This is a genomic window from Cyanobium sp. PCC 7001, assembly GCF_000155635.1.
Lineage (GTDB): Bacteria > Cyanobacteriota > Cyanobacteriia > PCC-6307 > Cyanobiaceae > NIES-981.
In genome coordinates this window covers 2,426,121-2,451,112 of record NZ_DS990556.1, presented here as the reverse complement: position 1 = coordinate 2,451,112, position 24,992 = coordinate 2,426,121, and the positions used below count along the sequence as shown (strand labels likewise).

At 66.4% G+C, this 24,992-nt stretch carries 25 protein-coding genes and 1 pseudogene; 13 read left to right on the top strand and 13 right to left on the bottom strand.

Annotated features, from left to right (window positions below):
- Positions 1-43 precede the first annotated feature (43 nt).
- Positions 44-892 carry an NAD(P)H-binding protein gene (locus CPCC7001_RS12025; RefSeq protein WP_006910606.1) on the bottom strand — a complete coding sequence of 283 codons (849 nt, stop codon included), beginning with the start codon at positions 890-892 and terminating at the stop codon, positions 44-46.
- Positions 893-995: 103 nt separating this feature from the next.
- Between CPCC7001_RS12025 and CPCC7001_RS12020 the strand changes: the two genes are divergently transcribed.
- Positions 996-1,943: an AraC family transcriptional regulator gene (locus CPCC7001_RS12020; protein ID WP_369699349.1), complete on the top strand. Its 948-nt coding sequence runs from the start codon at positions 996-998 to the stop codon at positions 1,941-1,943.
- Positions 1,944-2,329: 386 nt separating this feature from the next.
- The gene (locus CPCC7001_RS14605) at positions 2,330-2,560 is read left to right on the top strand and encodes a type II toxin-antitoxin system PemK/MazF family toxin (RefSeq protein ID WP_156796771.1); all 231 of its coding nucleotides are present in this window, start codon (positions 2,330-2,332) and stop codon (positions 2,558-2,560) included.
- A gap of 138 nt (positions 2,561-2,698) precedes the next feature.
- On the opposite strand, the gene mtnA is transcribed toward CPCC7001_RS14605, so the two are convergent.
- Positions 2,699-3,802 carry an S-methyl-5-thioribose-1-phosphate isomerase gene (gene mtnA, locus CPCC7001_RS12015; RefSeq protein WP_006909686.1) on the bottom strand — a complete coding sequence of 368 codons (1,104 nt, stop codon included), beginning with the start codon at positions 3,800-3,802 and terminating at the stop codon, positions 2,699-2,701.
- 119 nt (positions 3,803-3,921) lie between these two features.
- On the opposite strand from mtnA, the gene CPCC7001_RS12010 reads away from it, so the two are divergent.
- The gene (locus tag CPCC7001_RS12010; protein WP_006911176.1) at positions 3,922-4,647 is read left to right on the top strand and encodes an STAS/SEC14 domain-containing protein; all 726 of its coding nucleotides are present in this window, start codon (positions 3,922-3,924) and stop codon (positions 4,645-4,647) included.
- 68 nt (positions 4,648-4,715) lie between these two features.
- Here CPCC7001_RS12010 and CPCC7001_RS14600 read toward each other — a convergent pair.
- Positions 4,716-5,830, bottom strand: a pseudogene (locus CPCC7001_RS14600) (IS3 family transposase).
- Between the two features lie 97 nt (positions 5,831-5,927).
- Between CPCC7001_RS14600 and CPCC7001_RS11995 the strand changes: the two are divergent.
- Positions 5,928-6,455, top strand: coding sequence for a hypothetical protein (locus tag CPCC7001_RS11995; protein WP_006910453.1), 528 nt, complete (start codon positions 5,928-5,930; stop codon positions 6,453-6,455).
- A gap of 337 nt (positions 6,456-6,792) precedes the next feature.
- Positions 6,793-7,170, top strand: a complete 378-nt coding sequence (locus tag CPCC7001_RS15855; protein ID WP_225867242.1) for a chlorophyll a/b-binding protein — start codon at positions 6,793-6,795, stop codon at positions 7,168-7,170.
- 724 nt (positions 7,171-7,894) lie between these two features.
- Here CPCC7001_RS15855 and CPCC7001_RS15615 read toward each other — a convergent pair.
- The 8 genes from CPCC7001_RS15615 to CPCC7001_RS11950 form a co-directional block, all read right to left on the bottom strand.
- Positions 7,895-8,071, bottom strand: coding sequence for a hypothetical protein (locus CPCC7001_RS15615; RefSeq protein WP_006911056.1), 177 nt, complete (start codon positions 8,069-8,071; stop codon positions 7,895-7,897).
- A gap of 105 nt (positions 8,072-8,176) precedes the next feature.
- Positions 8,177-8,317 (bottom strand): transposase, encoded by a 141-nt coding sequence (locus CPCC7001_RS11980; protein ID WP_156796770.1) that lies wholly within the window; start codon positions 8,315-8,317, stop codon positions 8,177-8,179.
- 77 nt (positions 8,318-8,394) lie between these two features.
- On the bottom strand, positions 8,395-8,916 hold the full coding sequence (locus CPCC7001_RS11975) for a DUF1543 domain-containing protein (protein WP_006909117.1): 522 nt from the start codon (positions 8,914-8,916) through the stop codon (positions 8,395-8,397).
- 23 nt (positions 8,917-8,939) lie between these two features.
- Positions 8,940-10,250, bottom strand: a complete 1,311-nt coding sequence (locus CPCC7001_RS11970; protein ID WP_006910314.1) for a SufS family cysteine desulfurase — start codon at positions 10,248-10,250, stop codon at positions 8,940-8,942.
- Positions 10,251-10,255: 5 nt separating this feature from the next.
- A complete protein-coding gene (sufD, locus tag CPCC7001_RS11965; protein ID WP_006910492.1) occupies positions 10,256-11,386 on the bottom strand; it encodes a Fe-S cluster assembly protein SufD in 1,131 nt (376 codons plus the stop codon).
- Positions 11,386-12,201 (bottom strand): Fe-S cluster assembly ATPase SufC, encoded by an 816-nt coding sequence (gene sufC, locus CPCC7001_RS11960; protein WP_006911230.1) that lies wholly within the window; start codon positions 12,199-12,201, stop codon positions 11,386-11,388. Before sufC ends, sufD begins: the two co-directional genes overlap by 1 nt.
- 56 nt (positions 12,202-12,257) lie before the next feature.
- Positions 12,258-13,697: a Fe-S cluster assembly protein SufB gene (gene sufB / locus CPCC7001_RS11955; protein ID WP_006909624.1), complete on the bottom strand. Its 1,440-nt coding sequence runs from the start codon at positions 13,695-13,697 to the stop codon at positions 12,258-12,260.
- 15 nt (positions 13,698-13,712) lie between these two features.
- Positions 13,713-14,075: a ferredoxin-thioredoxin reductase catalytic domain-containing protein gene (locus CPCC7001_RS11950; RefSeq protein ID WP_006910399.1), complete on the bottom strand. Its 363-nt coding sequence runs from the start codon at positions 14,073-14,075 to the stop codon at positions 13,713-13,715.
- Positions 14,076-14,342: 267 nt separating this feature from the next.
- On the opposite strand from CPCC7001_RS11950, the gene sufR reads away from it, so the two are divergent.
- Both sufR and CPCC7001_RS11940 read left to right on the top strand, forming a co-directional pair.
- A complete protein-coding gene (gene sufR / locus CPCC7001_RS11945; protein ID WP_006910738.1) occupies positions 14,343-15,071 on the top strand; it encodes an iron-sulfur cluster biosynthesis transcriptional regulator SufR in 729 nt (242 codons plus the stop codon).
- Between the two features lie 67 nt (positions 15,072-15,138).
- Entirely contained in the window at positions 15,139-15,528 is a 390-nt protein-coding gene (locus CPCC7001_RS11940) for a hypothetical protein (RefSeq protein WP_006909111.1), read from the top strand.
- Here CPCC7001_RS11940 and CPCC7001_RS11935 read toward each other — a convergent pair.
- Positions 15,491-16,390 (bottom strand): DMT family transporter, encoded by a 900-nt coding sequence (locus tag CPCC7001_RS11935; RefSeq protein ID WP_006911689.1) that lies wholly within the window; start codon positions 16,388-16,390, stop codon positions 15,491-15,493. The genes CPCC7001_RS11940 and CPCC7001_RS11935 overlap by 38 nt on opposite strands.
- A gap of 52 nt (positions 16,391-16,442) precedes the next feature.
- Between CPCC7001_RS11935 and CPCC7001_RS11930 the strand changes: the two genes are divergently transcribed.
- The 6 genes from CPCC7001_RS11930 to CPCC7001_RS11905 all read left to right on the top strand — a co-directional run bounded on the left by CPCC7001_RS11930 (position 16,443) and on the right by CPCC7001_RS11905 (position 22,561).
- Entirely contained in the window at positions 16,443-17,045 is a 603-nt protein-coding gene (locus CPCC7001_RS11930; protein ID WP_006911777.1) for a phycobiliprotein lyase, read from the top strand.
- Positions 17,046-17,185: 140 nt separating this feature from the next.
- Positions 17,186-17,944, top strand: coding sequence for a phycobilisome rod-core linker polypeptide (locus tag CPCC7001_RS11925; RefSeq protein WP_006909323.1), 759 nt, complete (start codon positions 17,186-17,188; stop codon positions 17,942-17,944).
- A gap of 211 nt (positions 17,945-18,155) precedes the next feature.
- Positions 18,156-19,256, top strand: a complete 1,101-nt coding sequence (locus CPCC7001_RS11920) for a DUF4912 domain-containing protein (protein ID WP_006911295.1) — start codon at positions 18,156-18,158, stop codon at positions 19,254-19,256.
- Between the two features lie 17 nt (positions 19,257-19,273).
- Complete coding sequence (locus CPCC7001_RS15610; RefSeq protein ID WP_006910232.1) at positions 19,274-19,447, top strand: hypothetical protein; 174 nt, start codon at positions 19,274-19,276, stop codon at positions 19,445-19,447.
- A 153-nt stretch (positions 19,448-19,600) separates the two neighbouring features.
- Entirely contained in the window at positions 19,601-20,767 is a 1,167-nt protein-coding gene (locus CPCC7001_RS11910) for a phospholipase D-like domain-containing protein (protein ID WP_225867239.1), read from the top strand.
- Between the two features lie 357 nt (positions 20,768-21,124).
- The gene (locus tag CPCC7001_RS11905) at positions 21,125-22,561 is read left to right on the top strand and encodes a tetratricopeptide repeat protein (protein ID WP_156796769.1); all 1,437 of its coding nucleotides are present in this window, start codon (positions 21,125-21,127) and stop codon (positions 22,559-22,561) included.
- Between the two features lie 1,618 nt (positions 22,562-24,179).
- Here the strand turns inward: CPCC7001_RS11905 and CPCC7001_RS11900 are convergent.
- Positions 24,180-24,887, bottom strand: coding sequence for a hypothetical protein (locus CPCC7001_RS11900; RefSeq protein WP_006911030.1), 708 nt, complete (start codon positions 24,885-24,887; stop codon positions 24,180-24,182).
- Between the last annotated feature and the right edge of the window lie 105 nt (positions 24,888-24,992).

The following is a 24,992-nucleotide window of genomic DNA, read 5'->3' as shown; positions in this document are numbered from 1 at the left end:
CCCGAGGAGCGCTGCCCTGTTGATCCACTGATGATCCGCAGGGTCATGAAGCCAGCGTCTCGAGGCGCCAGGCGCCTGTCGCGGCGGTGTCCTTCGCATAATCGGCGAAGTCGCGCGCTGGGCGTCCCAGCGCCCGCCACACGCCATCAGCGGTGTGGGAACTGCGGCCATCGAGCACCTCACTGAGCAATGTGGCGAGGTGGTTGGCGTCCGCTGCAGGCATCCCGTGGGCTCCCAGCTCGGCGCCGAACTCCTCGGCGCTCAGCGGCACGTAGCGCACCTCCCGGCCAATGGCGGCGCCCAGCTCCTGCGCGGCTTCGGCGAGCGTGAGCAGGCGAGGGCCTGTCAGTTCGTAGAGCTCGCCGATGTGACGGTCGTCGGTCAGTGCGGCCACGACGACATCGGCGATGTCATCGGCGTCGACGAACGGTTCGGCGGTGTCACCGGCCGGCATCCCGAGAATGCCGTGGCGCACGGAGTCGGCGAAGTTCTCATCGAAGTTCTGGTTGAAGAACGCGCAGCGGACGATCGTCCAATCGGCCCCCGAGTTCTGCAGGTAGCGTTCGGCGCGCTGGGCCCCCGCCTCGCCGCGGCCGGAGAGCAGCACGAGCCGCCGAACACCGCGCGCAACGGCGAGTCGCGCGAACGCGTCCACGGTCTCGGCCGCGCCGGGCAGGGCCAGGTCTGGGAAGTAGGTGATGTACACGGCGGCGATGCCGTCGAGGCAGGGCGACCAGGTGCTGGGGTCCTGCCAGTCGAAGCGTGGTTGCGTCGAGCGGGACACGGGACGAACCCGCCGGCCCAGGGCGACGAGCCGATCCGTCACGCGGCGGCCGGTCTTGCCGCTCGCTCCGATCACCAGGATCGTGGTGGTGTGGTGGGTGCTTGGCATCCGTTGGATGAGAGGGTCGATTCAGATCCTCGGCAGGACTCTCCGTTCAGGCCATCGCTGAGCTGCTCAGATCCATACGCGAGCGTCCAGCCCTAGCCTCGGAATGATGGACTTGTTTGGTGGCTTGCTGGACGGTCCGCGGGCGCGTGGGGCCTTCGCGCTGCGGACCGTGATGCGTCCGCCGTGGTCGCTGCGGATCCTTGCCGAGTCCCCGATCACGGTGCTGGCGATCGTGCGCGGCCACGCCTGGGTTGTGCCCGACGGAAGCGAGCCGGTGCGCCTCGGCGTGGGCGACGTTGCCGTGACCCGGGCGCCGCTGCACTACTGCGTGGCAGATCACCCGGACACCGCACCAGAGATCGTGATTCACCCCGGTCAACGCTGCACCAACCTGAACGGGGAGTCGCTCGAGCAGGAGTTGATGCACGGGGTTCGCACCTGGGGTAACGATCCAAACGGCTCAACGCTGATGTTGGTGGGCGCCTATGAGTCGACCAGCGACATCAGTGATCGGTTGCTGCGTGTGCTGCCCCCGGTGCTGACGCTGTCCAACGACACCTGGGGCTCGCCGCTCGTGAGCTTGCTGTGCGAGGAAATGGAGAAGGAGTGTGCGGGCCAGGCGGCCGTGCTCGACCGCCTGATTGATCTCCTCCTGATCGCGATCCTGCGCGCCTGGTTCACACGTCCATCCGCCAGCGCACCCACGTGGTATCGGGCCCACAGCGACCCGTTGGTGAGCCGCACCCTGCAGGTGCTGCATCAGCAACCGGCGTTTCCATGGACGCTGGCGCAGCTCTGCCACGAAGTGGGGGCCTCACGCTCGGCGCTTTCAAGGCGTTTCCGGGACGTCGTCGGAGAATCGCCGATGAAGTTCCTGACAAGCTGGCGACTCGCCCTCGCCGCCGACATGCTCTGCGACCCGGAGGCCACTGTGGGCACGGTTGCCAACGCCCTGGGCTACAGCACGCCGTTCGCACTGAGCGCAGCCTTCAAGCGAGTCCGCGGCATCAGCCCGCAGGAACACCGGGTGCGGGCGATCCGGGCCTCTTGAGGCACAACCGGGATCTGAGCCCAGCGGATGGAAAGGCCAAACCGCCTGGGAACGGCCGTGTGGGGAATGGCTTCGTCCTGCCGGTGATCCCCAGCAAGAACAGCGGACTCCAGCGTGGCCACCATGTGAGCACGCTGGCGAGAGATGGCCGTGGTTCGAGGGAAGCTGGGCAAAATCGGCAATTCGAGAGGGATACGGCTCGCCAAGCCGCTGTTACAGGTTGCTGGACTGACGGATGACGTCGAAATCGAGGCCGCTCCGGCTGTGGTGACCATCAGGCCTGCCACGCATCCAAGGGCTGGATCGGCAGAGGCAGCATCCACGTGGGGGCCAGAGAGTCTTCTCAATGACATGACGGCCACGCGTTTTGATGACGAAGACTGGTCATGGTGACGGAAGACCCCGTGTCAAGGGGGAACATCTTTCTTGTGGCCTTGAATCCAACCCGTGAATCAGAAATCAGAACAACAAGGCCCTGCGTCGTTGTCTCGCCCGATGAGCTGAATACTCACCTCCGCACGTTCATTGCGGCGCCGCGCAGAACAGGTGGTCATCCATACCCATTGCGTGGGCGCTGCAGGTTCGCCGGCAAGACATCCGACGCGCTTGATCACTGAACAGGATGCTGCCATTCACGTCTTGAACCTGGCAACGGATAGCAGCTGGATGACCTGCACAGTTGGATGCGCCGTTGTCTCCAGCGAACGGGGCGCACATACCGATGCCATCAACGCTCCGCCGCCCCGCTGCTGTGGTCACGGCCTTTCCCCATAGAGCCCCCGCAGCCCCGCCTCACTCGCCGGCGCCACTCCCCGCTCGGTGATCAGCGCCGTCACCAGCCGCGCCGGTGTCACGTCGAAGGCGGGGTTGAAGGCTTCGCTGCCCTCCGGCGTGAGCCGCACGGCGGTGATGGCGCCATCGGCGCCCAGGCCCTGGATGTGCGTGAGCTCCCTGGCGCTGCGGGCCTCGATCGGGATCTCCGCCACCCCGTCGCTGGTGGACCAGTCGATCGTGGAGGCGGGCAGGGCCACATAAAACGGCACGCCGTTGTCGTGGGCGGCGAGGGCCTTGAGGTAGGTGCCGATCTTGTTGCACACGTCGCCGCTGCGGGTGGTGCGGTCGGTGCCCACGATCACCGCATCCACCCGGCCGTGCTGCATCAGATGGCCGCCGGCGTTATCGGCGATCACCGTGTGCGGCACCCCCTCCCGGCCCAGCTCCCAGGCGGTGAGGCTGGCGCCCTGGTTGCGCGGCCGCGTTTCATCCACCCACACGTGCACCTTCAGGCCGGCGCGGTGGGCCTTGTAGATCGGCGCCAGCGCCGTGCCCCAGTCCACCGTGGCGATCCAGCCGGCATTGCAGTGGGTGAGCACGTTCAAGGGCTCGCCTTGCCGCTCGGCCGGCCGCACCGCCGCCAGCTCCTGCAGCAGCCCCAGCCCGTGCTCGCCGATGGCGGCGCACATCGCCACATCCTCCTCGGCGATCGCCGCGGCCTCCGCCCCGGCCGCCGCCGCCCGCTGCTCCGGTGGCAGGGGCCGCACCCGATCGCGCACCCGCTCCAGCGCCCAGCGCAGGTTGATCGCCGTGGGCCGGGTGGCATCGAGCTGGGCGAACGCCGCCTCCAGCGCCCCATCGCCGGGGTCGGCCTGCAGCGCCAGCATCAGCCCGTAGGCGCCGGTGACGCCGATCAGCGGCGCCCCCCGCACCACCATGGTGCAGATCGCCTCGGCCGCCTCGTCGCAGCTGGTGAGGCTGCGGGTGGTGAAGCGATGGGGCAGCAGGGTCTGATCGATCACCCCCACCGAACGGCCACCCGGTTCGAGCCAGATGGTGCGCCAGGCCTTGCCGTCAATGTTCATGCGGAGAGTTGAGGCTGGAGCGAGCCGTGGCTCCAGGCCCCTCCTAGTTTGCGAGCAGGGCAGGCGGGGTCCCACCCGCAGGACCCTGCCTGCGGGACACCCCACCCGGAGGAGCCGCCATGATCGAAACCATCGAGGGCCTGCCGGCCGGCACCGTGGGGTTCCGCCTCCACGGCCGGATTCACGGCGAGGACTACGACCAGGTGCTCGTTCCCGCCCTGGAGCAGGCGATCGCCGAGTACGACCGCATCAAGGCCATGCTCTGCTTCGACGCTGACTTCGAGGGCTACGACCTTGCTGCGGCCTGGGACGACACCCTGCTCGGCCTGCGGCACTGGCAGGGCTTCGAGCGGATCGCCGTGGTGAGCGATGTGGCCTGGCTGCGCACCGCCATCCGCGCCATCGGCGCCCTGATGCCCTGTCCGGTGCAGCTGTTCCCCGCCGCCGGCGAGGAGCAGGCCCGCCTCTGGCTGGGGGAGTCGCTCGGAAGCATCCATCTGGAGGCCAGCGACGGCGTGCTGCAGGTGCGGTTGATCGGGCAGCTCGAGCCCAGTGCCTACGAGGCCCGCGAGGCCGAGATCGCCAGCCTGTTCAGCGGCCCCACCCCCCTGAAACTGCTGGTGGATCTGCGTGAGTTCGACGGCTGGTCGGGCCTGGCCGCCCTGGGCGATCACCTCTCCCTGGTGCGGGAGCACCGGCGCGCCGTGCGACGGGTGGCCGTGGTGGGCAACCAGGAGTGGCAGCACCTGGCTCAGCGGCTGCTGTCCCGCTTCATCGGTGCGGAAAGCCGCTTCTTCGACGCCGCCCACCACGAGCAGGCCGAACTCTGGATCCACGCCACCTGATCGCCGCTCAGCTCCGGTGACGTGACCCCCTTGATCGCTCCAGGCCTTATGAGAGTGGGTGGGTGTGGTCATGCTGCAGCCCCCTGTTGAGCTGCCTCCAGGGGCGTCAGTCCTTGGAGAGCCGAGTGCGGCCTGAGTGAGTTGTACTCCCAGCGCCATCGATCGGCCAGGATCTGAGCCTCCGGAGCTGTGGTGAACAACTCGGTGTTGAGGAACTCATCTCTGAACCGACCATTGAACGACTCGGCAAAGCCGTTCTCCCACGGGGATCCTGGCTTGATATAAGCCGTGCTGGTGGTTGTGCTGGCCTCGCACCAGTCCCGTAGAGCCTGCGCAATGAACTCCGGTCCGTTGTCTGATCGGATGAATGCTGGCGCGGGGTAGAGGCTGGTCAGCTCCTCCAGCACCGCCACCACGTCCTTGGCTTTACAGCGCCGCCCGACTCGGATGGCCAGGCAGAAGCGGCTGTGCTCGTCGATCACGTTCAGGAACTTGAGCCTGCGGCCATCAGCGGTGGCGTCGAACTGGAAGTCCATGGCCCACACCTGGTGGGGGTGCTCAGCCCGGCGACGCCGCACCGAGCCGTCTGCGGGCCTTGCCCGCTTTTGCTTCCGGGGAGTGGGCCGCTGCAGGCCTTCCTCCCGCCAGAGCCGTTGCACCCGCTTGTGATTGACGGTCCAGCCCTCCCGTCTGAGCAGGCGGTAGGCCATCCGGCGTCCCCAGCGGATGTGCTCCGCTGCGATCTCGCGGAGACGATGGCGGAGCTTTGCCTCCTCGATGTCGACGACCTTGCCTGCATGGCGCTGGGTGCTGCGGTGCTGTCCCTCAACCCGGCAGGCCTGGCGTTCAGAGGCCCGGTAACGCTCCTGCAGAACCGTGACGGCCCTGCGACGGCGTTCCGGGCTCAGAAGTTTCCCTCGGCGAGATCCTTGAGCATCGCCTTCTCCAACTCGGCTTCTGCCAACAGCTTTTTGAGCCGGGCGTTCTCCTTTTCCAGCTGGGTCAGCCGCCTGACCTCCTCGGCCTGCATGCCGCCGTACTGCTGGCGCCATCGGTGGTACGTCAGCTCCGTCACCTCGATGACACGGCAGACCTCGACGCCGGTCTAGCCCTGGGCAATCAGTTGTTCGGCGGTTTTGAGCTTGCGGATGATCTGCTCCGCTGTGTGCCTGGTGCGCTTCATGGTCAAGTCCCCGGCCCAGTCTGGCCGGCTGAAGACTCTTATTCACCCTGGACCGGTTTCCGCGGTCCACGTCAGCGGAGTAGCCTTTGGGCCAGCGATGGTCACCACTCGCAGTGATTACGATCTGGCAGGGGGCCATGCCGCCGTGGCTGGAAAGGTGGTCGAAGATTGGTTTTTGGGACACTGCTATGAAGCAGTCAGTCTGCCGGTGAGTGTGCTTATTGGCCACAGTCAGATCTCCTACCGCATGTATCCCGGCGGTCTGCGCGATATGGTGCAGGGATTCAACAAGAACTTCGCCACCGCCGCTGGTGAGGTGCGCTGGCCGCGGATGCTCGCGGTGTTGCTATGGCTCTCAGGTCTGTTCTGGGCTGCCTTGTGGCTACCGGCGTTGCTACTCGGATGGCCCATGATCGGCGAGCGCGCCATTGCGTTCAACGGCTTGATCTACGGTGCGTACTTCATTCAGCTCTTGCTGCTCACCCGACGGGTCGGTCGCTTCCGTTGGATCCACCTGGTCTTCCCGATCCCGGTGCTGTTCTTTCTGAGTGTCTTCGTTCTGGCCATCCTCAATCTGGAGCGTGGGCAGGTGAGTTGGAAAGGGCGTGTGTTCACTACCACGTGACGTCAACACTCTCTAGAGAGACCTTGACAACGCTGATGATTACTGCCACTAGTTGGTTAAGCCTCTCCCTCCTGGTGTGTGTTGACCCATCGTCTACGAACCATTGTGTCGATCACGACACTTGCTGGGTTCCGGTACGGTTTCCTCGCTCTGGAACCTCGATGAGGCCCGCCTGGCTGACCGGGGAGGCAGGGGAATCCGCCCTTCACCAGATCATCCCCTGGGCAGGCGGTTTGCCATGACCGTTTGCCTATAGGGTGATCTCAAGGAGAAGCCCCCTGGCAGTCATTGATCAGGGCAGAGCAGAGTCGAAGCGCAGAGACCTTGATGAATTGCCATGGACCTGGAGGTCATGGCTGATTTCCATCCAGCGCAACTTCTTCGAGACACTCACAGACTTTCACTCACAGGATCTATCGCCATGTCATCTTCAACGAAGGCCCCTGAACGGGTCCATGTCAATCACTATGCCGAATCGGAAGGAGGGATGTGGGATTCGGAGGATACCCAGCTCCTCGATCCGCGCGTCATTGAACCGCGAATGTATCTGGCAAGCCCAGAAAGTGAAAGCGGATGGGGCTTCCACCGGCGTGCCGAGCTCCTCAACGGTCGCATGGCCATGCTCGGCTTCGTCATCGGCCTGATGGTGGAGGCCCTCTCAGGACAGGGAATCCTCCAGCAGCTTGGCCTTGGTGCCTTGCTCCACCACGGTTGATCACCAGAAGCCCCCATCAGTCATTGACTGACTGATGGGGCAGGTGCTTATCGTGGGTTCCACCCGACTCCCGCCAATCGCTCTTCGGCACACCCCCTATGGATGGCGTTAGCGAAGGGAGCGGTGAACAACCCGGATCGCATGGATCTCTCCGCCGAAGGATCTTTTGACCGGAAATCGTCAGGCAGCAGAGCCCGGCTCCAGAGGCCTGCCTCCAGTCCTCATTCCATACAAAAGTTGAAGACATATCATGCCGCAATCATTTACCGAAATCATTCTTGCTTACGGGTTCACCATTGTCCTGTTCGCAGGCTTGCCGGCCATCATTTTTCAGATCATCATTCTGCCGGGTCTTATGCGTACCACAGGGGAAACGATTGGAACCACAGAATTTGAGGGTGTGGTTGTCGGGCCTATCTCAAGGAGGGTACCCTTGCCCAGGATCCTTCCGAAGCCACTGACGGTGACCAATACGGCCTGAACGATCCCCCGGCAGCCAAGGCCGCAGTTTCTCGTGAGTGCTGCCAATGGACTGAGCCGCACGGCACCACCAGGGCCCTGCCGCCGACCGTTCCTCCGGACGGGCTCGCGGCCCTGAAACCGGGGTGCGAGCCCCGGGGTGGTTGTGGTCATGCCGCACGAGGGCGGACCGATCAGCAGTTGGCAGCGCAGCATCTCCACGCCCGCAGCCTGCAGACGATCGCCCGGGCTGCCAACGGCCCCGTCATCCGTCCACACCCCCCGCCGCTTGCACCTCTGGTGACTGCACCCCTGGCGCCTCCCAGGGCCGTGGTGCCGGGCTGTCATCCAGCGTCGGGCTGCTGATCGCGTTGGCGCAGGCCAGCGCCAGCTGGTGCCGCAGCTCCTCGGTACTGATCACACCGCGCTCGTGCAGCTTCACCTTGGGCTGCGGCTGGATCGGTGGCGTCAGCGGGCTCCTAGGAGCATTAGGAAGTGAGTGTGCTGCCAGCTTCGACTGCCTTTTCCCTGCGTTTACCCGTTCCAACTACTGCCAGCGGTGATACGTCGGCTGCGTCACCTCGATGACACGGCAGACCTCCGCAACAGTCTTGCCCTGGGCGATCAGCTGCTCGGCAGTTTTGAGCTTCCTGATGATCTGCTCGGGCGTGTGGCGGATTCGTTTCATGGTGGAGTCCCCGGCCCAGTCTGGCCGGCTCAAGACTCTCATTCACCCTGGACCGATTGCCAAGGTCCACGTCACCGTCAGATCGGCCGGTAGCCGAACCAGTCCGGCACCTGGGGCTGGCTCAGGCCCTCGGGGTGCGGCTCCAGCACCACGTGCCAGCGTCCTCCGCCCCCCGGCTCCAACAGCTCCAGCTGCTCGAGCGCCAGGCAGTCGTCCACGGCCGCCAGGTCGTCCTTGTGCTGCTGCAGCGCGCCTTTCAGCCAGCGGCGTTTGGCTGCCGCCTTGGCAGCCTGGGCCGAGGCGGCCACCACCAGGCCGAAGTGGTGCAGCTCCGCCAGGCTGTCGGGGCGGTAGGCGCCCAGGTTCACGAACCACAGCCGCTCGCTCCGGGGCGCGCCAGGCTCGCGCCACAGCTGCACCGTCCAGCCATCCACCGCCCGCACCGCCATCCAGGCGTCGAGGTGCAGGCCCTCGCGCCGCCCGAACCACTGCCGCCGCAGCGCCGGGATCGCCGCCTCGATCGTGGCCGCCGCCACGAAGCGCACGTCGTGCAGCTCGATGTGGCAGCCGGGGGCGCGGCCGCCGAGCACCGCCACCAACAGCTGGGGCTGGGCCGCCGGGTTCAGCTGTGCTCGCGCAGGAACGCGATCGTGCCCTCCAGCTCCTCGGCGAAGCGATCGATCTCCTCGGGCGTGGTGGTGAAGCTGAGGCTGGCCCGGGCGGAGCCCGGCAGCCCGTAGAGACGGTGCAGGGGCTGGGTGCAGTGGTGGCCGCTGCGGATGCAGATGCCGGCGGAATCCAGCAGGGCCGCCAGGTCGTTGGCATGGAGGCCGTCCACCGTGAAGGCGGCCAGGGCGCCACGGTGGGGCTGCTGCTCGGGGGTGGGGCCGAGAATCCGCACCCCGTCGATGGCGGACAGCCGCTCGAACAGCCGGCAGGTGAGCTGCTGCTCCCAGCTGTGGATGCGATCCAGCCCGATCGCCTGGAGATAGTCGAGGGCGGCGCCCATGCCGATCGCCTCGCCGATGGCCGGGGTGCCGGCCTCGAACTTGTGGGGCAGATCCGCCCAGGTGCTGTGGTCCAGGTACACGTCCTGGATCATCTCGCCGCCGCCCAGGAAGGGGGGCATGGCCTCCAGCAGGGCTTCCCTGCCCCAGAGGAAGCCCATGCCGGTGGGCCCGCAGAGCTTGTGGGAGCTTCCCGCCAGGAAGTCGCAGCCGAGCTCGGCCACATTCACGGGCATGTGGGGCAGGCTCTGGCAGGCATCCACCAGCACCAGGGCGCCCACCGCATGGGCCAGTTCAGAAATCTCGGCGATGGGATTGAGACAGCCGAGGGTGTTGCTCACATGCACCAGGCTCACCAGGCGCGTGCGCGGATTGAGCTTGGCCCGCAGGTCGTCCATGTCGAGTTCACCGCTGTCGGTGAGCCCCACATGGCGCAGCACGCAGCCGGTTCGGGCTGCCAGCTGCTGCCAGGGCACCAGATTGCTGTGGTGCTCCATCACCGAGAGCACCACCTCGTCGCCCTCCCGGAGGTTGGCCTCACCCCAGGTGCGGGCCACCAGATTGATCGCCTCGCTGGCATTGCGGGTGAACACGATCTCGCGCGGGCTGGCCGCGCCGATGAAGGCCGCCGCCTTGGCCCGCGCCCCCTCGAAGCCCTCGGTGGCCCGGGCGCTCAGCTGATGGGCACCGCGATGCACGTTGGCGTTGTCGTGGTCGTAGTAGCGCTGAAGAGCCTCGAGCACCTGGCGGGGCTTCTGGCTGGTGGCCGCGTGATCCAGGTAGATGAGCGGCTGGCCGAGGCAGGCCGTCTGGGCCAGCAGGGGGAAATCAGGCCGGGTGAGCGCGGCCAGGTTCTCGGCGGGGGGGGGCGCCACAGCGGGAGCCTCGCCCCGCAGGCTGTTGACGGTGGCCGAAGGAGAGGGCATGGACGTCAGGCGGCTCCCAGCAGGGCCTGCAGGGGCTGGTGGGCATGGGCGGCCGCGGGCAGGTCCCGCAGCACCTCCTCGCAGAAGCCCCGCTGCAGCAGGGCCGCAGCCTGGGCGGCGGCGATGCCGCGGCTCTGCAGATAGAAGAGCTGTTCGCGCTGCAGGCGGGTCACGGTGGCGCCGTGGGCGCACTTCACGTCGTCGGCCACGATCTCCAGCTCGGGCTTGGTGTCCACCCGGGCACGGTCGGAGAGCAGCAGGTTGCGGCTGAGCTGGGAAGCATTGGTCTGCTGGGCCGCCCGGGGCACCTGCACGGCTCCGTTGAAGATGCTGTGGCCCCGCTCGTCCGCCACGGCCTTGTGGAGCTGATCGAGACGGCCGGCGGGGCCATCGAAGCGCACCTGGCTGTGGGTGTCGGCGATCTGGTCGCCCTTCACGAGCTGCAGTCCCCGCAGGGTGGTGCTGGCCTCTCCGTCGGCCTGCACGATGCGGGGCTCCTGGCGCAGCAGGGCCCAACCCGCCGTGGCCGTCACCAGGCTGAGGCTGCTGCCGCTGGCCTGGCGCACCGCGACATGGGTGAGCAGGCTGGCCTGGCCGTCACCGCCGGGGGCCAGGGTGCCCAGGGTGAGCCGGCTGCCGGAGCCCATCTCCACTTCCACCACCAGGCTGAGCGCCTGCGGGCCGGAGCCGCGGATCACCTGGAGCAGGTCCAAGCTGGCCCCCGCCTCCAGCACCAGCAGCAGGCGCCGCGCCTGCAGACCGGCGCCGGAGCCGGCATTCCAGGGGAGCTCGAGAGGAGCCGCATCGCCAGAGACCCGGAGCGCCAGCACCGAGGGGCGGGCGCCGCGGTTGAGGCGGACCGGCCAGTGGTCCAGGCAGCCGGTGGCCGCCAGGCAGCCATCCAGCTGGTTCACCACGTCCTCGGGCGGCAGCAGGGCAACCCCCTGCGGCAGCTCGGGAGCGGTCCAGGGAGCAGCGGCAGCATCGCCCAGGCGGGGCTGCAGGCTGCGCAGCGTCCTCAGATCGGTGAAGCGCCAGTCCTCCTGGCGACGGCTCGGCAGGGGCGCCCCCGCCAAGTCCGCGAGCCAGTCGGCGGTGGTGGGGGAGTCCAGCGGGGCCACGGGCGTCGACACCATCAGCCCACCTCCACGGGCTGGCGCTCGGCCGAGCCATCGAGCCGTGCGATCTCCTGGTCCACCCAGTCGTAGCCGGTGCGCTCCAGTTCCAGGGCCAGTTCCTTGCCGCCGCTACGCAGGATCCGGCCGGCGGCCATCACGTGCACATGGTCGGGGGTGATCAGACCGAGCAGACGCTGGTAGTGGGTGATCAGCAGCGTGGCGTTGTCGGGGCTGGCCAGATGGTTCACTCCGCCGGCCACGATGCGCAGGGCGTCGATGTCCAGCCCCGAATCGGTTTCATCGAGGATGGCCACCACCGGCTCCAGCAGCGCCATCTGCAGGATCTCGTTGCGCTTCTTCTCGCCGCCGCTGAAGCCTTCGTTCACGCTGCGCTCGAGGAAGGCGGGATCCATCTGCACCACCTTGAGGCGCTCCTTCACCAGATCCTCGAAGGCGAACGTGTCGAGCTCCTCTTCGCCGCGCTCAGCGCGGCGGGCATTGGTGGAGACCCGCAGAAACTCGAGGTTGCTGACGCCGGGGATCTCCACGGGATATTGGAAACCCAGGAAGAGGCCGACCCTGGCCCGCTGCTCCGGGTCCAGGTCCAGCAGGTTCTCGCCGCGGTACTGCACCGATCCGCCCGTCACGGTGTAGGCGGGATGGCCCGCCAGCACCTTGGACAGGGTGCTCTTGCCGCTGCCGTTACGGCCCATCACGGCGTGGATCTCACCGGCTCGGATGGTGAGGTTCACGCCCTTGAGAATGGGCTGATCCTCCACCGAGGCATGCAGGTCTTGGATCTCAAGCAGAACCGGGGCGTCGGGACGGATCACGGAACGAGGGGGTAAGGAGGGCGAACGGAACGGAAATGGGCAGCAGGGGTGGGAAATCAGCCCACGGATCCCTCGAGCTTCAGGGCCAGCAGCTTGTCGGCTTCGGCGGCGAATTCCATCGGCAGCTGGTTGAACACATCGCGGCAGAATCCGCTCACCATCATCGAAACGGCCTCTTCGAAACCGATGCCACGGCTCTGGAGGTAGAAGAGCTGGTCTTCGGAGATGCGGCAGGTGCTGGCCTCATGCTCCACGGCAGCATCGGGCTGCTGGGAACGGATGTAGGGGTAGGTGTTGGCCGCGGCCTGATCGCCGATCAGCATCGAATCGCACTGGCTGTAGTTGCGGGCACCCACCGCCTTGGGACCGATCTGCACCAGACCGCGGTAGCTGTTGGAGGAATGGCCGGCACTGATCCCCTTGCTCACGATGGTGGAGCGGGTGCGCGGGCCCACATGGATCATCTTGGTGCCGGTGTCGGCCTGCTGATGGTTGTTGGTGAGGGCCACGGAATAGAACTCACCGACCGAATCGGCACCCTGAAGCACACAACTCGGATACTTCCAGGTGATGGCGGAGCCCGTTTCCACCTGGGTCCAGCTGATCTTGCTGCGATCACCGCGGCATTGACCGCGTTTGGTCACGAAGTTGTAGATGCCGCCGACTCCGTTCTCGTCGCCGGCATACCAGTTCTGCACGGTGGAGTACTTGATGGAGGCATCGTCAAGAGCCACGAGCTCCACCACCGCGGCGTGCAGCTGGTTGGTGTCGAACATGGGGGCGGTGCAGCCCTCGAGGTAGCTCACCGAAGCCCCCTCCTCGGCCACGATCAACGTGCGCTCAAACTGGCCCGTGTCACCGGAGTTGATGCGGAAGTAGGTGGAGAGCTCCATCGGGCATTCAACGCCCTTGGGGATGAACACGAAGGAGCCGTCGCTGAACACCGCGGAATTCAGCGCCGCGAAGAAGTTGTCGTTGGTCGGCACCACGGTTCCGAGGTAGGCCTCGATCAGGTCGGGATGGTCCTTGACGGCCTCACTGATGGAGCAGAAGATCACGCCGTGCTCGGCCAGCTGCTCCTTGAAGGTGGTGGCAATCGACACACTGTCGAACACCGCATCCACGGCCACGTTGGACAGCCGCTTCTGCTCGCTCAGAGGTATCCCCAGCTTGTCAAAGGTTTCGAGCAGCTTGGGATCCACCTCATCCAGGCTGGACTTCTTGTCCTGCTGCCTGGGCGCGGCGTAATAGATGATGTCCTGGTAGTCGATCCTGGGGTAGCCCAAGGCGGCCCAGTCCGGCTCCACCATCGTGAGCCAGTGCCGGAAGGCTCTCAGCCTGAAATCGAGCAGAAACTCGGGCTCATTCTTCTTGGCGGAGATGAGCCGCACCACGTCCTCACTGAGGCCCTTGGCAATCTTGTCGGTTTCGATGTCGGTGACAAAGCCGTACTTGTACGGCTGCGAAACCAGATCTCCGACGGTGGCAGTGGACATGGTGAAAAGGCGGGATCAGCCGGCGGTGAGGGATTTGACTTCGTCGAGCGTGATGCTCTGCTTCTCACCCCGGAAAGGGTTGTCCTCGGTGAGGAAGAGCATGCAGTGGCACTCCTTGCGCTCGCGCATCGGCACACAGGGGCAGTTCCAGAACGCCTGCGCCACCTCGGCTTCCTTGTCCTCGTAGTGGCGGCAGGGGCACAGGGCGCCGCCGAGCTCATCCTTGTGACGGGCCAGGCCCTCGAGCACCACCGCGGTCACCCCGGGATCGCTGCAGAAATAGGTTCCCGTGCGCTGGGCGTAGGTCTCGGCGAACTTGCGGATCACCTCCAGGCTGTCGGAACTGGGTGCGGGGTTGCTCGCAGGGGTGTCGGACATGGGTGGAGGGAAACGGGACGGAACGGCGTGTTGAGGAGATCCGCGGAGGTTCCAGGCTGGACCATCCACGGGAGCGGACGAGCACTCGGAATTACGAAACGCTGAGGTTTCCTTATCCGGAGCCTAGGGCACGCCTCCGGCACTTGGGTGAGTGCCCATTGTGCCGTTCTGGTGCGCCTGCCGCCTTGCCCGCCAGGCACCGACCCCCAAGCGCCGACCCCCAAGCACTGCAGGAACGTGGCATCGTGTGGGGGCCTGGTGTCGGTCATGCGTCCAATCACCGCCCCCCACACCACAGCTGGTCCCTCTGACGCGGCGGCGCCTGCAGCCGGCGAGGCATCGGCGGCGGCGGTCCATCCCCTGGCACCCGGCTCCACCCGAGACGCCGCCCTGGCGCTGCTGCTGCGCCTCGGCCACGCCACGGCCGCCACCCTCGCCAAAAGCCTCGGCGTGTCCGTTCAGGTGATGCGGCGCCATCTGCGCGCCCTTGAAGACGAAGGACTGGTGGCGTCCAGTGCCGCCTCCGAGGGGCCGGGCCGTCCGACCAACCACTGGCAGCTCACGGCCCGCGGGCAGGATCAGTTCCCGGACGGCAGCGAGGCCTTCGCCGTGGGTCTGCTGCAGTCGATGGTGCAGACCCTGCCCGCCGAAACCCTGCGCCAGCTCCTGGCCCAGCAAGGCAGCGAGCAGGCGCGGATCTACCGAAGCCAGGTGGGCGAGGGTTGCCTCCAGGAACGGCTGGAGCGGCTGGTGGATCTGCGCCGGCGCGAGGGGTACGTGGCCGAGTGCTCCCCCCACCCCGACGGCGAGTCGTGGGTGATTCAGGAGTTCCACTGCTCCGTGATGCGCATCGCCGAGCAGTTCCCCTGCGTCTGCGACCAGGAGCTGCGGCTGATTCGTGAAACCTTCCCGGACTGCCGCGTGGACCGGGTGCAGTGGCGGCTCGAGGAAGGCCATTCCTGCGGATTCCGCCTGCAACCCCACCAGCCCGGCTGAGTGCTTCCCCGCCGGCCCCTCGCCCGCCGGCCCCTCGCCCGCCAGCCCCTCGCTCCAGCCCCTCGCCATGGATCCCGACGCCGGCCCGCTGACCATGGCCGAACTGGCCGAGCTGGAGAGCACCTTGCTGCCTGCGGTGGAACGCCACCATCTGCGGCTGTTGGCCCACAGCCTGCGCACGCTGCAGGGCATCGCCGGCCGGCGCCAGGGTCCGGCGCCCGAAACTGGGCGGCTGGAGGCCTGGGCCGCCCAGGTGCCCGCTCTGCAGGACGATCCCGGCTTCCAGGAGAGGTTCCTGCTCCAGCTCCAGGCCGCCGCCGGGCAGCTGGAGGCCATCGCCGCCGAGCTCGGCACCACGGCGCTGGGCCTGGAACTGGAGCAGCTCACCCAGTGGGCCCGCGGCCAGGCTGACGCCAGGCTCAACGCACCACCAGCACAACCCCCGCCAGGGCACTGATCGCGGCCAGCCAGCCGCCCACACGGGGACGGTCGCCCTCCAGCGGTGCCAGCACAACAGCCATCACCGGCGCGGTGGCCAGCAGAGCCACGGCCAGACCGGCTGGCAGCCGGCTGAGGGCCAGCTGCTGCAGGGCGATGCCGGCCGTGGTGCCCAGCAGGGTGGCGACCAGCACCAGCGGCCAGCGGCGGCGGGATGGCCAGGGCCCGAGCTGGGGCCGGCGCAGGCGCTGCAGCAGCCCCGGCAGCAGCGGCAGCATCACCAGGCTGGCGGCCGCCAGACGGATCGCGGCCGCCGCCATGGGCGCCACCATGCCGCCCTGCAGCGCCGCCCGGGCCAGCAGCGCCCCCCCGCTGCCCCCCAGCAGCGCGCCCAGGGCAAGCAGCAATCCGGCGCCCTGCTGGGCCGCCAGCGATCCCGGCGGCGGTTCCTCGCTCTGGCGGGCCACCAGCAGCAGGGCGAGGCTGATCAGGGCGATGCCGAGCCACTGGCCGGGGGCCGGTGTTTCCCCCAGCACCAGTCCGGCGGCCGCGCCGGTGAGGCCAGGGCCTCCCGCCTCGAAGGTGAGCGTGCGCCTGGTGCCGAGCCGGCGCAGGGCGGCGAAGAAGAGGCTGTCTCCCAGGGCGATGCCCAGAACGCCACTCAGGCAGAGCAGCACGGTGGGATGGGCTGTCCCGCCCGCCGGCCCACCGCCGCCTCGACTGCCCAGGAGCAGCACGGGAGCCAGCATCGCCAGGGCCAGCAGGTTCTTGAGCAGGTTCAGCTGGCCGGCCCCCAGGGAGGTGGGCAGGCGCCGCCAGAGCAGGCTGGCGAGGGTCCAGCAGAGGGCCGCCGCCAGGGCTGCCGCCACACCGAGTGCCACCGCGCCCTGCCCACCGCCTTGCGATCATCGTGGCCACCGCTGCCCACCGACCGTGACGGATGCCATCGCCGATGCCATCAGCTTCTTCCGGCTGAGCTGCGGCCGCTGGCGCTCCCAGCGCAGCAGCCACCACCTGCTGCACCGCCGCGCCGAGGCGGGGGGATCCTGGATCGAGGTGGTGGAGCTGGCCGCCGACGATCCCCGCCTGATCGCCATCGCCACGCTGCACGGCCAGGATCCTGCCGCTCTGGTGGGGGGATGCCGGGTCACCTGGAATGCCTCGATGGCCTGGGACAAGGCGGGCGAGGCCCACGAAGGCGACAGCTTGTTCGGCCTGATCCCCACCGACGCCAGCGGCCGCACCGGTCTGCTGCTGCGCGACCGGGGCTACGCGGAAACCGCGCCAGTGGCGGGCCACTTCGCCATGGATGAGCGGGACGGCCTGCTGCTCACCACCAGCTACGAAACGATGAACAGCCTGGAGCGGTTCAGCTTCGCCGGCCCCAACGTGCGGCTGCGCACCAGCACCGTGGAAGGGCTGTCGAACACCGCCTCGTTCTGCGTGGAGACCCGGATCCTGGCGAGCGAGGTGGCGTCGGCTGCAGCCCCGTCAGCCCCGGCGACGGCCGCTCCCCTGTCGCCGCTGGGATGGTGAGGGTCACGGGGGGCTCAGACCAACAGGCGGCCCAGTTCAGCGACTGTGCCGAACGTTACGGACTGTGAGCCCTGCCTGAGCCACGCCGGTTCCCCAGCGGCGGCACTTCTACGATCCCTGGCGACGGATGCTGAATTCGCGTGGCCCTGCCCCTCCTGAAGTACGCGCCCACCACCCAGAACTCGCGCGTGAACGCTCTGCGGGTGGGTTCGGATGAGGATCCCAAGGCCGTCTCCATGGACAAGGCCATGGATCGCGAAGATCAGAATTTCGTGATCGAAGCGGCCTACCGCCAGATCTTCTTCCACGCCTTCAAGGTCGACCGCGACCGCACGCTGGAGTCCCAGCTGCGCGACGGGCAGATCACCGTGCGGGATTTCATCCGCTCCCTCTGCCTGTCCGACACCTTCAACCGCAGCTTCTACAACCTCAACAGCAACTACCGGGTGGCCCGCCATCTGGTGGAGAAACTGCTGGGCCGCCCCACCCACGGCAAGTCCGAGGAGATCGCCTGGTCTGCCGTGCTCATGACCCGCGGCGTCAAGGGGATGGTGGACGACATCCTCAACTCCCAGGAGTACCTGGACGCCTTCGGCTACGACACCGTGCCTTACCACCGCAACCGCGTGGTGGGCAGCCGTGACCTGGGCGAGACGCCCTTCAACATCACCACCCCGCGCTACGACGCCTACTACCGCAGCATCCTGGGGTTCCCTCAGGTGGTGTACACCGGCACCGCCAGGGCCTACCCGGAGCGCGCCCGCCAGCGCCGCGGAGGCTTCCCCGAGGACTACCTTCCCTGGGTGCGCAGCCTGCCGGCGATGCGAGCCAGCAGCGCGGCGGCCACCGCCGACATCAACTACCTGGCGAAGGTCCCTTACCGCAGCATCGGCCGCTGAGTGCCGGCCCTTCCTGCAATCCTCCCAAGGCGGCTCCAGGGCCGCCTTTTTCATGGGTCCGCAGGCCAGCCGCCCGTGAGTCCAGGGCCGTGTCCGAGTCAGTGGATGCTGACCCTGCCAGGGCGGGGCCGCCGTAAACGGCAAAAGTGGATCACACTGATCCCAAACGAAATCTTTCGCAGTGAGCCAAGCCCTGTCCTCGTTGGCCCGCATGACTCTGAGGCAGCTGCGCCAGATCGCCAGCGATCTGGGCGTGACCCTCTACAGCCGCAAGTCAAAAGATGAGCTTGTGGCCGAGATCAGCGCCCGCAAGGACGAGCCCGGCGAGGAGATCAGCAGCGCTCCTGCCTCAGCCGAAGTGCCGCTGGACGAGCCGCCTCCCCTCAAGAGCATCGAGGCCTCCATGCCTCCGGCTCCCCGCCCCACGGCCGAAACCAGCGTGGTGTTCCTGCCCCGCGATCCCCAGTGGGCGTATGTGTTCTGGGACATTTCGGAGGAGGATCGCGCCGCCGCCTTCGCCGCCGGTGCCAGCCAGCTCTGCCTGCGCGTGGCGGACGTGACGGGGCTCTCCGGTGGGTCGGCCCATCCCCACACGCTCCAGGAGGTGGTCGTCGACAGCCACGCCACCGAGTGGTACCTGCCGGTTCCCCTGAGCGATCGCGATTACCGCGTGGAGCTCGGTTACCGCAAGGGATCCGGGGGAGGCTGGATCTCCCTGGCCTTCTCCTCGGTGGCCCGGGTGCCTGCCCTCCACCCCAGCGACCAGATTCTCGACCAGTTCGTGCCCTTCACCCTGGAGGCGAACGCCCCCGCCGCCGTGGCGGCTCCCACACCGGCGGCTGCTCCGGCCGACACCGGCCTGCACGAGCGCCTCTACCAGACCGCCACGTCCCAATGGCGGCGCATCAGCCGGGGTTCGGAAGCCTTCCATGAACTCGACAGCAGCGGGCTGGACTCCTCCGAACTGAATGCCTCCGGTCTGGGGATCTGGGCCAGCGGGCGCAGTGACTCCGGCATCGGTGGGGTGGCACCCCGGCAGCGCTCCTTCTGGCTGGTGGCCGATGCCGAGCTGATCGTGTACGGCGCCACCGATCCTTCCGCCAAGCTCAGCATCGGAGGCGAGGATGTGCCCCTCTCCGCCGATGGCACCTTCCGGGTGCAGGTGCCCTTCCGCGACGGACGCCAGATCTATCCGATCGAAGCGGTGGCCGCCGACGGGGTGCAGAAGCGCAACATCACCCTCGAGTTCAGCCGCAACACCCCGGAAGACAACAGCAATCCCGCCGATCAGGCGGTGGCTGAGTGGTTCTGAGTCGTTCTGCCGTGCCCATGCGCCTCGTCGTCGCCATCACCCCGATCGCCGGGGCGCTCGCCTTCCCCCTGATCGTTCCGCTGGTGCTGCGCTGGGTGGGTCTTCCCGCCGCTGTGCTGAGCGCCGTGGTGGTGGGCACGCTCTGGTTCGTGTTGATGCTCCGCACCGCCGAGATGCCCGGCCACCACTGACGGCGGGCCGGCTCACCTGACGCGGGGCAACACTGCGCTCAGCAGCGTTGTCCCTCCATGCCAACCGACCCGCCTGCGGGCACCGCGCCTGGCGCAGTCCCCTGGGTGAGGCGATGCCATCGGGCTCTGGCCGCCTTGTGCCTCATCGTCCCCGTGCTCGCCGGGTGCAGTGCCGTGGCGCGGCTCGGCGGGCAGCCGCCACAGCGCCCTCCCCTGCCGGAGGGGTTCCGCGTGGTCTTCAACCACCGGCTCGGCGCCCGTTACCGCAGTCCCATCACGGGCCAGTGGCGCGCCGGCGACGACCTGGAGGCCTTCCTGCTGGAGAACGTGCGTCAGGCCAGACGAAGCATCCTGGTGGCGGTGCAGGAGCTATCGCTCCCCCGCCTGGCGGAGGCCCTGGTGGAGCAGCGGCGCAAGGGCGTGCGGGTTCAGGTGGTACTGGAGAACAACTACAGCGCTCCTTGGTCGGAGCAGCATGCCGCCGATCTGACCCCGCACCAGCGGCAGCGGCAGACCCAGCTGCAGGCCCTGGGCTGGGGGGATGCGGTGGCCATCCTGCGCAGGGGCGGCGTGCCCATGCTCGATGACACCGCCGATGGCAGCGCCGGCAGCGGCCTGATGCACCACAAGTTCCTGGTCATCGATGGGCAGGTGGTGGTCACGGGCTCCGCCAACTTCACGGCCTCCGGCATTCACGGCGATCCGGGTGCCCCCCAGACCCGCGGCAATGTGAACCACCTGCTCCGGATCGAGAGCGAGGAGCTGGCCAGCCTGTTCAGCGACGAGTTCCGTCGCCTCTGGGGCGACGGCCCCGGCGGCCAGGCGGACAGCCGCTTCGGCATCGCCAAGGAGAGTGGTGGCCTCCGGACGGTGCAGGTGGGCGGGACCACGGTGAGCGTGCTGTTCGCCCCCCATCGCCGCCGCGATCCCAACCACGGCCTGCAGCTGCTGGAGACCCTGCTGCTGAACACGCGGCAGCGCGCTGATCTGGCGCTGTTCGTGTTTTCCGAGCAGCGGCTGGCCACGGCCCTGGGGCAGTTGCAGGCGCAGGGTGTGGCCATCCGCCTGCTGGCCGATCCAGGCTTTGCCACCCGATCGTTCAGCGAAGTGCTCGATCTGCTGGGGTTGGCCCTGCCGGATCACCGTTGCGGCATCGAGGCGAACAATGCTCCCCTGAAGCAGGCACTCGAAGGGGTGGGCACACCGCGCCTGGCTGCCGGCGACAAGATGCACCACAAAGTCGCCGTTCTCGATCAGCGCACCGTGATCACGGGATCCTTCAACTGGAGCCCTGCGGGAGTTCACACACAGTTGAGATAGTGCTGCAGGGCTCGCCGAGGCCGCTGCTGCCCGGAACCAGTGGCAGCGGCCTAGATGTGCTTTCTCACCACGTTGGTTGGCAGAGCGGAGTCCTTCGCTCCTTGGAGGCGTTGCCCCATACATGCAGCCATAGCTACAGAAAGGGGCAGAACTGACGCTGTGGAGAACCGAGATGAATCGATTGTCGCTGAGCTGTCTCGCCGCCCTGCTCTGCGGCGGCTTGCTCCAACCCCTGCCCGCCGGGGCGGAAACCGGCAAAGATCCCTTCGGCGAAAAGCTGGAACCGTGCAGTGGCCCACGTCCTGCACCTCGGCGGTACAGCCTCAGCTTGAGCGGGGCCTGGCGTTGCTGCACCACATGACCTATCGCGGCGCTCGCGCAACGTTCGAGGCCGTTGCTATGCAGGAGCCGGACTGCGCCATGGCCTACTGGGGGCAGTCGATGACGCACATCCATCCACTCTGGTCGGATCCCCCCAGCGAAGAGAGCTTCCAGCTGGGACTCAGCCTGGCGGAGAAAGCTGCGATGCAAACCGATCTGACGGAGCGTGAGGAGGCCATGGTGGCGGCCCTTCAGCGCTACTGGGCGGAGGGACGCGACAAGGATGAGGGGCCGAATCTTGAAGCGTTCGCCGACGGCTGGAACCAGGCCTTGAAACAGTTCCCGGGCGATCCGGAGATCCGCAGCTTCACTGCCCTGGCGGTGCTGGCCACCGCAGATCCCGGTGATAAGAGCTACCGGGTCCAGAAGCAGGCTTCAGCCATCGCGGCGCCGGTGCTGACGGAGGTGCCTGACCACCCGGGTGCGCATCACTACATCATCCACGCCCATGACCTGCCCACCCTGGCGGGGCAGGCCCTGGAGACGGCCCGCAGCTACGGAGACATTGCGCCCACCGTGCCGCACGCGCTCCACATGCCCTCCCACATCTTTACGAGGCTGGGGTTGTGGGAGAAATCGGTGGAAATGAACACCCGCTCGGCCAAGGCAGCGCTGCAGCACCCGGCGGGAGATGCCGTGTCGCTGCACTATCTTCATGCCCTCGACTACCTGGCTTACGCCTACCTGCAGCTGGGCAATCCTGAGGCCGCCGCGGAAGTGGCTGCGGTGATGGAACGCATCGAGGAACCGCTGCAGACTCATCTGGCCTCGGGCTACACCCTGGCCGCGGTGCCCGCACGGATCGCCCTTGAGCAGCAACGGTGGCAAGAGGCAGCCGATGTAGCGGTGGGAAGTCCGGAGCGGTTCCCGTGGCAGAAGTTCCCTGCTATGGAGGCGATCAGCCGCTTTAGCCGCTCCCTCGGTGCAGCCCGCAGCGGCCAGAACGATCGCGCCGCAGCGGAACTGCAACAACTAGTGCAACTGGAGGCGGCAGCCAAGGAGGCTTCGCCCTATTGGGGGAAACAGGTGGCGATCATGCAGCAATCCGCCCGGGCCTGGTTGCTGTTCAGCCAGGGAGATCAAGAAGATGCCTTGGCGGCGATGCAGGCGGCGGCAGCACTGGAGGCCACCACCGAGAAGCATGCAGTCACGCCTGGAGAAGTGCTACCGGCGCAGGAACTGCTGGGCGACATGCTCATGGAGCTGGACAGGCCCGCTGAGGCTTACCAGGCCTACGCGGCCGTTCTGGGGAGAAGCCCAGGACGTCTCAACAGCCTTTACGGAGCCGGACGTTCAGCAGAAGCGCAGGGGAACAAAGCGCTGGCGCGCACCCATTACACAGACCTTGTGACCATGGTGGACAACAACTCCGGTTCACCGCGTATCGAGCATGCCAGGGCATTTCTCCAATAACTCCAATAAGAGTAGATACCTGCAGACTGTAGAAGCTGCGAAAAGACTACGGTTCCCATCTTGATGAATTCCCACGCAACCTCTTGGAAGACTGATTCTGAAACCTCCTTCCATGGATTATAGGTGTAATGGCGCCACATTGCCTGCTCTCCATGAAAAAACCCATCAGCCGTAGCCGATGGGAAGATAAAAGACGTGACCGAAGAGTAAATCGATAGGCAGGCCCAGAATAAGTGCCTATTCGTCCCAGGTAGTAGTGCAGCGATAGTGGGGTGTGGGCCCAAAACTGACGCATTGTGTGTTCACATTTGTTGCACCTTGAGGGACTTGATCCATAGAACGACCTGCAGCCAGGTCGTTAGAGACTGAATCTCTGGTCAAAGACTCAGCGGAAGCAGCTCCTGCCCAGCCAAAGACAACCAAAGGCAGGACCAAAGCCACGCGAAGCAGAACGCTCATTGTTCCTCCAAAAAGCTATGCCAATCCTAGGGCCGAACATCAGGCCGGTAGCGGTTGATACAAGAAAATAAATGCCTAGGCGAGCATGGCGTGAACTTTCAGCTCACAATAAGAGGGCTTTGAAACTACTTTCTACAAAAGCGCCGTCGGTCGGCACTCCATGTACTGAGAAGGGAGCGCTAAGCAATGGTGCTGCAAGCAGGGGGGCGAATATCCTGTCCAATGACGGCAGAGGAGATTTGCCCTGATTCAAAACTGAGGGAATAGGAGGTACGGCTGGCAATGCCTCGCGGCTCAGACCAACGGACTTCCGATGCGGTGTATGTTGCAGGGAAGGTACGGGATTGGCCGGTCTGCTTTGCAATCTTGGTCACTAGATTGCTTTCTCGGTCCAAAAACAGATCCCACTGAAGCAATGGCGCCTGCCCAGTAGATGTCGAACATCCCAGTGGGCTGGAAAGAGCGGATGTTGTCCACAAAGACAATACGCTAATACCCGAGAAGATGATAACTCTTGACTTGAATTTTAGCACTACGCTATTGATCAGCTGAAGAATATACAATTAAATGTTAACGTCGCAAGCCGATTTGCTCTGTAGCGGATGACACCGTTAGTCCTGGGCGTGTCCATCTACTAAGGGAGCCTCTGGGTAACGGGAGTTTGCAAATCGCCTGAGGTCGATATTGCCGCGTTTGCCTGTTGATTGACGCAGCAGCCCATTTCATCGGGCCTTTGCGGGTCAATCCCCTTGTTTCTAGGGAAGCTCCGCCGGTGTTCACACAGAGTTGAGATAGTGCTGCAGTGGTCGCCGACGCGGCTGGAGCAGGTGGGGCTGAGGGGGCTGGAGCAGGAGCTGGTGGCACCTGAGCAGCGTCCCGACTGCACACAGCCGCCTGCTGCGGCTTGGATCAGGTGACGCTCAGTGGCTGGTGCGCAGGTGATGCTCAAGGGCCGGGGCCCGGTGGGCGGAGCATGTGTGCGCGAGCTCCAATCCATCAAGTTCAATTGATCTATCAAACTGGTTGATGCAAGGCCCGCCTGGCCCCCACTAACCCATCAACGGAGCTTGATGGGTTGGGTGTTGTGGCCGCGGCCAGGCCCAGCAGCGGTAGGCACCAGGCGGCCTTGTTCGCGGGGCGTCGGAGCATGCTCCCAGGGTCAACCCGCCCTCTGGTCGAGACACTGCGGACGGGCGTAGTGCAGCCCGAGGAGGTTGGGCAGGGCACGGAACATTGCCTGCTGGTGCTCAACGGGGAGACGGAACACACCGGGGAGGAGATATGCGACCAGGCAGGACTGGTGCTCCTGGAGTTCGCCAGCGAGAATGCACTCCCTGTCGTCGTCGAGGCGTGCCGGCGCAGACCACGAGATCACTTGAGGGCGTCTCGAGCTGCCCAGCAGGTCGGCCTTGATCACCTCGTCGTCGTCGATGTCGCACAGGGCCTGGGCTCTTGCTGCGGGCTTCAGTTCGAGGTGCGCCTCATCCAGTTCGGACTGGGTTCCAGCAACGAGAACGACAGTCCTGGCCCCTCCGATCGCCGACTTGAAGGCATCAAGCAGCCTGCGCCTGTCCTTGTGTTGTCGGGTGGCGGATCTGGGCAACCTGCCGTGCTCGTCACGCTTCGAGATGCGCAGCGCGTCGAGTCTGCGCAAGGCCGCGGGCTGGTCTTCTGGCTTGCCGAGCACCGACTGCGGGCCGGTGCTCGGCAAGCCCTGTCGGCGGAACTGCACCAAGCCGCCAAAGGTCCCTTGCACTTCGCCGGCTTCAGCTGGGCCCTGCAGCCTCACCGGGATCCACTCACCTGCCTTGGCGATGTACTGCTCTGTCGGGCGTGGCAGAGGTTGCAGGAGCACCTGCTCACCCACGGCCCCCGGAGGCACTGCCTGGTCGAGAGGGACTCCCTGTTCCAGCAGTGCGCGAACAAGAGAGATCGGGTGCAGATCTTGAGCAGGCGAATTGCGGGTTATCGG

Excerpts from the sequence above, each read along its gene's own strand:
- CPCC7001_RS12025 (WP_006910606.1), bottom strand. The coding sequence starts at position 892 with ATGCCAAGCACCCACCACACCACCACGATCCTGGTGATCGGAGCGAGC.
- CPCC7001_RS12020 (WP_369699349.1), top strand. The coding sequence starts at position 996 with ATGATGGACTTGTTTGGTGGCTTGCTGGACGGTCCGCGGGCGCGTGGG.
- CPCC7001_RS14605 (WP_156796771.1), top strand. The coding sequence starts at position 2,330 with ATGGTGACGGAAGACCCCGTGTCAAGGGGGAACATCTTTCTTGTGGCC.
- mtnA (WP_006909686.1), bottom strand. The coding sequence starts at position 3,802 with ATGAACATTGACGGCAAGGCCTGGCGCACCATCTGGCTCGAACCGGGT.
- CPCC7001_RS12010 (WP_006911176.1), top strand. The coding sequence starts at position 3,922 with ATGATCGAAACCATCGAGGGCCTGCCGGCCGGCACCGTGGGGTTCCGC.
- CPCC7001_RS11995 (WP_006910453.1), top strand. The coding sequence starts at position 5,928 with ATGGTCACCACTCGCAGTGATTACGATCTGGCAGGGGGCCATGCCGCC.
- CPCC7001_RS15855 (WP_225867242.1), top strand. The coding sequence starts at position 6,793 with ATGGACCTGGAGGTCATGGCTGATTTCCATCCAGCGCAACTTCTTCGA.
- CPCC7001_RS11980 (WP_156796770.1), bottom strand. The coding sequence starts at position 8,317 with ATGAAACGAATCCGCCACACGCCCGAGCAGATCATCAGGAAGCTCAAA.
- CPCC7001_RS11970 (WP_006910314.1), bottom strand. The coding sequence starts at position 10,250 with ATGCCCTCTCCTTCGGCCACCGTCAACAGCCTGCGGGGCGAGGCTCCC.
- sufD (WP_006910492.1), bottom strand. The coding sequence starts at position 11,386 with ATGGTGTCGACGCCCGTGGCCCCGCTGGACTCCCCCACCACCGCCGAC.
- sufB (WP_006909624.1), bottom strand. The coding sequence starts at position 13,697 with ATGTCCACTGCCACCGTCGGAGATCTGGTTTCGCAGCCGTACAAGTAC.
- CPCC7001_RS11950 (WP_006910399.1), bottom strand. The coding sequence starts at position 14,075 with ATGTCCGACACCCCTGCGAGCAACCCCGCACCCAGTTCCGACAGCCTG.
- sufR (WP_006910738.1), top strand. The coding sequence starts at position 14,343 with ATGCGTCCAATCACCGCCCCCCACACCACAGCTGGTCCCTCTGACGCG.
- CPCC7001_RS11940 (WP_006909111.1), top strand. The coding sequence starts at position 15,139 with ATGGATCCCGACGCCGGCCCGCTGACCATGGCCGAACTGGCCGAGCTG.
- CPCC7001_RS11920 (WP_006911295.1), top strand. The coding sequence starts at position 18,156 with ATGACTCTGAGGCAGCTGCGCCAGATCGCCAGCGATCTGGGCGTGACC.
- CPCC7001_RS15610 (WP_006910232.1), top strand. The coding sequence starts at position 19,274 with ATGCGCCTCGTCGTCGCCATCACCCCGATCGCCGGGGCGCTCGCCTTC.
- CPCC7001_RS11905 (WP_156796769.1), top strand. The coding sequence starts at position 21,125 with ATGACCTATCGCGGCGCTCGCGCAACGTTCGAGGCCGTTGCTATGCAG.